This window comes from Rhodothermales bacterium (assembly GCA_034439735.1).
Taxonomy (GTDB): domain Bacteria; phylum Bacteroidota; class Rhodothermia; order Rhodothermales; family JAHQVL01; genus JAWKNW01.
Genome location: JAWXAX010000207.1, coordinates 1 through 5,839, shown reverse-complemented (window position 1 = coordinate 5,839; position 5,839 = coordinate 1). Strand labels below are relative to the sequence as shown.

The 5,839-nt window shown below is 64.8% G+C and carries 4 protein-coding genes; 1 reads left to right on the top strand and 3 read right to left on the bottom strand.

All coding sequences use genetic code 11. The features are described from left to right. Positions 1–243: 243 nt before the first annotated feature. Both SH809_15335 and SH809_15330 read right to left on the bottom strand, forming a co-directional pair. The gene (locus tag SH809_15335; GenBank protein ID MDZ4701081.1) at positions 244–1,194 is read right to left on the bottom strand and encodes a sugar phosphate isomerase/epimerase family protein; all 951 of its coding nucleotides are present in this window, start codon (positions 1,192–1,194) and stop codon (positions 244–246) included. A 90-nt stretch (positions 1,195–1,284) separates the two neighbouring features. Further along, complete coding sequence (locus SH809_15330; GenBank protein ID MDZ4701080.1) at positions 1,285–2,250, bottom strand: hypothetical protein; 966 nt, start codon at positions 2,248–2,250, stop codon at positions 1,285–1,287. A 178-nt stretch (positions 2,251–2,428) separates the two neighbouring features. Between SH809_15330 and SH809_15325 the strand changes: the two genes are divergently transcribed. Continuing rightward, entirely contained in the window at positions 2,429–4,204 is a 1,776-nt protein-coding gene (locus SH809_15325; GenBank protein ID MDZ4701079.1) for a hypothetical protein, read from the top strand. A 22-nt stretch (positions 4,205–4,226) separates the two neighbouring features. On the opposite strand, the gene SH809_15320 is transcribed toward SH809_15325, so the two are convergent. Then, positions 4,227–5,839 (bottom strand): PQQ-binding-like beta-propeller repeat protein (locus SH809_15320; GenBank protein ID MDZ4701078.1); only part of this gene is annotated, 1,613 nt, incomplete at its 5' end.

Sequence of the window (5,839 nt, the reverse complement as noted above, 5' to 3'; positions counted from 1 at the left end):
TAATACTTCGGACAGTTTACAAATCAGGGCACTGCCGCTTGAAAAATCAGGCCCCTCCCCGTATCAAGTACGGGGCAGGCTCTCGATTCGAGGAGGGGCCTGATCGTCAGGAACGGTCCAGCTACAAAAAGTGTCCGAAGTATTAAACGTGCAAAATGAAAAGTGTAGTGCGTACGGACGTTGACTCGTTGCGCGTAACGTCACCCCCTAAGTCCATTTTTCACTTTTCACTTTTCACTTTCTTCACTCTTCTCCCACCAGCTTAAAGCTCCTCGCCATCGCCTCGTAGGTCACGCGGAGCGCCTCCTGGTCGTCCATGTCGCGGAGGGGCTGGTTGAAGGGTTCGGCGCGGATGGGGCCGTCGTAGCCGATGGCGGCGAGGGCGATGAGAAAGGCTTTGAGGTTGATCTTGCCGGTGGCGCCGGGCAGCTCGCGGGTGCCGTCGATCTGCTCGTCGCGGGAGAGATCGACCCGCGCGTCGTTGAGGTCGACCACGACAACATCGGCCGGCGTGAGGGCGCGAATGTCGGCCTCGGTGTCCTCGGCGCAGTACCAGTGGAAGCTGTCCAGTACAAGCCCCACGTTGGTCCCTCCGATATCAGCGATGAGTTCGCGGGCTTCGGCCATGGTGCGGAGGAACGGGTAGCGGCCGCGGGTGAGGAGGGTTTTCGGCCCCACGTATTCGAGGCCGAGGCGGGCGTCGTGATCGTCGAGGATCTCGGCGCAGGCGCGAAGCCGGGCGGCGTGCTGCTTCCAGTTTTGTGTGTACGTCAGCTCGTTGTGGAACGGCATGATCCAGGTGTTCATCCGCGTCGCGCCGGCGCGTTCGAGCGCGGCGGCCAGCCGGGGCAGGGCTTTTAATCCGTCGCTGAACGCGGCCTCCGTCGTCCGAAAATCGACCGGCAGGTTGCCCGATTCCCAGGTGATATCATGCGCCTTCATCTTCGACAGGTGGTCGGCCATTTCCACCTCCGAAAACGCCGCGAGCTGATCGGGCATGGAGACGATGGCCTGGTAGCCGTGGTCGATGGCCATCTGGAGCACCGACTTCTGGTCCGCCGCCACGCCGATGTTGCCGGGGTTGAGGCTGATGCGGAAGGGCGCCGGGCGGGCATTGGGCCAGGCGAAGGCGGAGCCGGCGAGCGGCAGGGCGGCAAGCGCCGAGGAGGCGGCGATAAAGCGGCGACGGGTCATGGATGCGGGCGGTTGCGTGGCGAGGATGCTGGAAGATAACGCACCGCCCGCAAGGTGTGCACGGCCCCGTCTAAAAAGGCCCCTACGCGCTTACGGTAGCGTCTTCAACCAGGTGTCGAGCTGGAGCGCCTGCTCCTCCATGCCCGAGGCGTTCGCGTGGCACCCGTCCTGGATGACCTGATCGGGCCCTAGCGGACCCAGCGTCAGGCCGGTTGTTGGCAGGGCGAGGCCCTCGGCCACGGCGAGCGAGGCCAGTTCGGCGGCGAAGGCCACGCCATCAGGGCCGGTGATCGAGCAGTTCATGCCGGGTTCATACGGCACCATCCCGGTCACGAAGACGGGGATGCCGGGGGCCTCTTCGGCGAGGCGGAGGCTTACATGCTGGAGGCGTTCCAGGTAGCCGGCCGGGTCGTCGGTGACTTCCTCGGCGCGGATGCAGATCTCCCAGAGGAGGAGGTCCGTCGCCGGCCACTTCAGCATCCCATCCTGAAAGGCGCCCCACTTGTTGTTGTAGCCGTTGTCGCCCGGCAGGCTCCACCGGTCGATCGTCCCCCCGCTGTACTGGGTCATGACCTTGGTGCCGTCGTCCGCGAACTTGTTCCAACTCGAGATATTCGTGTAGAGGTTGAGTCCGGCCCCTTTGTCCCGCGTCATGCTGCAGCCCAGGAAGCCGATGGTGCTGTCGACGGGTGGCAGCCCGATACCGATCGGCACCAGAAGGCCGGCGTCCACGAACCCATCGATCTGGCCCTCGGTGCTGAAGTCGATTTCGGTCCACTCCACCCCGTTTTTGGGTTTGATGCGGATGACCATGCCCGCGGCTCCGGCCGGCGCTGTGCCGATCGGGGTCTGGGGGTCGCGGTAGACGGTGACGGGCTCGCTGGTGAGTATCGCCGCGCCTTCCTCGAAGGCGGCGACATAGGATGCGTCCGTCAGATCGACATCCGGATCAGTATCCGCCCGGATGCTATCACACGAAGCCGCGAGCGCGACCAGGCAGACCAGATAAAACAGGTTGGCGGGATAGGAGAAAAAGCGGCGGATGGAGCGGTTCATCGGTTCGGCGAACGTAAGGTGATTCGGGGGCGCTCGCGCGAAAGGCGAGCACCGTGCCGAAGCCGGGAAGCGTGCGCCGACGCCAGGCAGGGGGCTCTGGGGGAGTACATGCAGGGAAAATGCTTCCGCGCATGAGGAGCCTCATTCCCGGGTTTGACAGGCGATGCTACGGCTTCCGATGCCGAACCTAAGCCGCCCCGAGTGGGCGCTCCGCCGGTGCGATCTGTGCGGAGCCGGAAACAACACGCCGGCGGTGGCCTTCAACCTGTTACCTATCCACCCGTCGCCGTCCGCCATTCTCGCCATGAAGCATACCACGATCTGGCTTTTCTTGACGGTGTTCGTTGTGGTGCTCGGCGGAGCGCTCGTCGGCGGGTGGTGGTGGGTGAAGCAGACGGTCGACGCCCCGTTTGTCGAGCGTCGCATCAACGAGGCCCTCGCCGAAGCCGGCAGCAACTACCGCGCTAGCGTTGGCGAGGTGACGCTCTCGCTTTTTCAGCGGTCTGTGGCGGTGGAGGACCTGGCGTTGATCGCCGACTCGTCGGCGGGTGAACCGCGGCTGACGGTGGTGGCGCCCCGTCTGGCGATATCCGGCATTCGCATAACGCCGTATGTTTTTAACCGGCGTATCGACCTCCATAACATTGAACTCGAAGGCGCCGAGCTGTTGTACGAGGCCGGCGAATCCTTGCCGGACAGCACCGGGGGAGAAGGCGCTCCGCCGGATAGTCTGGCGGAAACAGGCACCCTCACGCAACGCCTCGCGCGGCAGCTGCCCGAGATCGCCATCGGGCAGATCGCACTGCGGGACCTGACGGTGGTCTATCAGCCGGCCGGCGATGGACGCCGGCAACGGGTGGCCGGGATCGACATCGCCATGGACGACATCGCCGTCGACTCGACCTCGGCCCTCGACACGACCCGCGTCCTCTTCAGCCGCGACATCCGCCTCCTGCTGGCGCCGCAGGCTTTCGCGGCGCCGGATAGTCTACACCTGTTCTCCGTCGGGGCGATTGAAGCCTCCACCCGCGATTCGTTCGTGCGGATCGACTCGTTCGTGGTCACACCCACGGTGTCCGAGGAGGAGTTTTCGCGTCGGATCGCGTTTCGTCGCGACCGAATGGGGTCCGGCATCGCCGGCATCCGCCTGGAGGGGCTGGACGTAAAGACCTTTCTCGAGGGGCGAGCCTTCCGGGCCGGGGGACTCGCCATCGACTCCGCCTTCCTCGATGTGTACAAGAACAAGCAGGTCGCGGAGGATCCAAACAAGACGACGCCCCTCCTGCCGCACGAAGCGTTGCAGGCGATCGGGATCCCTGTGTTTCTCGATTCGGTCGCAATCCGCACGGCGGATATCGTGTACCGCGAACTGGAAGAGGATGGAGCGCTGGAGGGGGTGGTGCGCTTCGAGCGCGTCAACCTGATTGGTTACAGGATCAATTCCGAACCCGACACCAGCCTCGCCGGCGGCGGCGCGGCGCTGCTGTATGCGCGCGCGATATTTCAGGGCGCCGGCCAGCTGCTGGTCGCCTTCGAGTTGCCGCTGCACGGGTCGACTTTTGCGATGCGGTATCACGGCACGCTGAGCGCGATGCCGGCCGACCCCGTCTCGCCGCTGCTCACCAATCTGAAGGGCATCCGCATCCAAAGCGGGCAAGTAGACAGCCTCGCGTTCGACATCCGCGTGACCGACGCGCAGGCGGATGGCGAGGTCCGTGTGGGGTATCACGACCTGAAGATGGATTTTGTCGATAAGACGGATCGTTCGAAGCGATTCCAGGACCGGCTGAAGACCTTCTTCGTAAACGGCCTTCTCATCCATGACAGCAACCCCGCCGGCCCCAATGATTCGCTGCGCGTGGGGACGACCGCCTATGTGCGGGACGAGGATCCGTTTTTTCGTTTTTTATGGCGCGCGCTGCGGGATGGACTCAAGGAGTCGGTGAACCGGTAGGGGGGAGAGGATGGACCTCGGATTATGGGTTTGGGAGGGCAAACGCGACGATCGTCCCCCCTTTCGGCCGGTTCGTCTTGGCCCCTCCCGCTGAGACGACCACATACTGCTTGCCGCCGGCGAGGTACGTGCTGGGTGTGGCGTTGCCGTCGAGCGGGAGGTCGTGCTCCCACAACACGGCGCCGGTTTCTTTGTCAAACGCCCTGAACATGGCATCGGCCGTTGCGCCGATAAACACGAGGCCGCCGGCGGTGACCACCGGGCCGCCGTAGTTCTCGGTGCCGGTGATCGGGATGCCACGGGCCGTCAGCTCCTTGTATTCGCCAAGCGGCACCTTCCACTTGATTTCGCCCGTGTTGAGGTCGACGGCGTTAAGCGTCCCCCAGGGCGGTTTGATCGCCGGGTACCCTTCTTCGTCGAACCAGCGTTCGAAGCCGCGGAAGACATAGGGCGGGTCGGACTCCGCGCCTTCGGTGACGGGGCCCGGATCGCCAAACAGGAAGTTCACGATGGCCTCGCGGTTGGCCTCGGGCAGCCGGTCGAACGACGGCATCCGAGCGCCGGGCTGGACGAGCAGTTGCATCACCTGCTCCTTCGTGAACCGACGAGGCACATCGACGAGTGAGGGGAAGCCGCCGCCGGGGTTGCCGGCCCGATCGATTCCGTGGCACGAGGCGCACCGGATCCGGTAGTGGCGCTCGCCGGCGGGGAGCGGCGTCCCATCCGGCTGACGCGTGGGCACCAGCTGGTAGAACCAGGGGATTTCGTTGATATTCACGTACAGGATGCCGTCTGGATCGGCGGCCGAGCCGCCCCATTCCATCCCGCCATCGTACCCCGGGAAGATGATGCTTTGTTCGAGGCTCGGCGGTGGGAACGCCCCGTACGAGCCGGACTGCCGGATCACCTCTTCGGTCAGCTGCCGGGCGCGAGGAGAGATGGTGGAATAATCGTTGGCCGTGTACATCTGGCGCATGAGGGGCGGCGGCTTCGTCGGAACAGGCTGCGTGGGCCAGGTTTGGATCTCGGGCAGAAGCGTCGCGGGCGCCGGCCGCTCCTCGATCGGCCAGAGGGGCTCGCCTGTGACGCGGTCGAACACGAACAACAAGCCCATTTTGGTACCCTGTGCCACGATGTCGAGCGGCTTGCCGTCGTGTTGCACGGTCAGGAGCGTCGGCGGCGTCGGGTTGTCCATGTCCCAGAGGTCGTGGTGGACCAGCTGGTGGTGCCACAGCCGCTCGCCGGTGTCGGCGTTGAGGGCGATGATGGAATTGGCGAACAGGTTCTGCCCGTGCCGGTCGCCGCCGTAGAAGTCGGGGCCGGCCGTCTCCGTGGCGGCGTATACGATGCCGCGTTTGGCATCCAACGCGATGCCCGTCCAGGCGGACGCCCCGCCCGTTTTATCGAGGTACCCCTCGGGCCAGGTGTCTGAGCCGTATTCGCCGGGGCGGGGCAGGGTGTGGAAGATCCACCGGCGCGCCCCCGTCCGCACATCGAACGCGCGGACGGCCCCGGGCACGTCTTCGCCCACATTGGCGCCGACGATGAACATATCCTTGTAGATGTAGCCGGTGCTATTGAGCCCTACGTTGGGCCGGCCCTCGACATCCATCCCATCCCCCAGGTGGATCCACC

Bases quoted from the DNA above. Each gene is read 5' to 3' on its own strand.
- SH809_15335 (MDZ4701081.1), bottom strand. From the start codon at position 1,194: ATGACCCGTCGCCGCTTTATCGCCGCCTCCTCGGCGCTTGCCGCCCTG.
- SH809_15330 (MDZ4701080.1), bottom strand. From the start codon at position 2,250: ATGAACCGCTCCATCCGCCGCTTTTTCTCCTATCCCGCCAACCTGTTT.
- SH809_15325 (MDZ4701079.1), top strand. From the start codon at position 2,429: ATGCCGAACCTAAGCCGCCCCGAGTGGGCGCTCCGCCGGTGCGATCTG.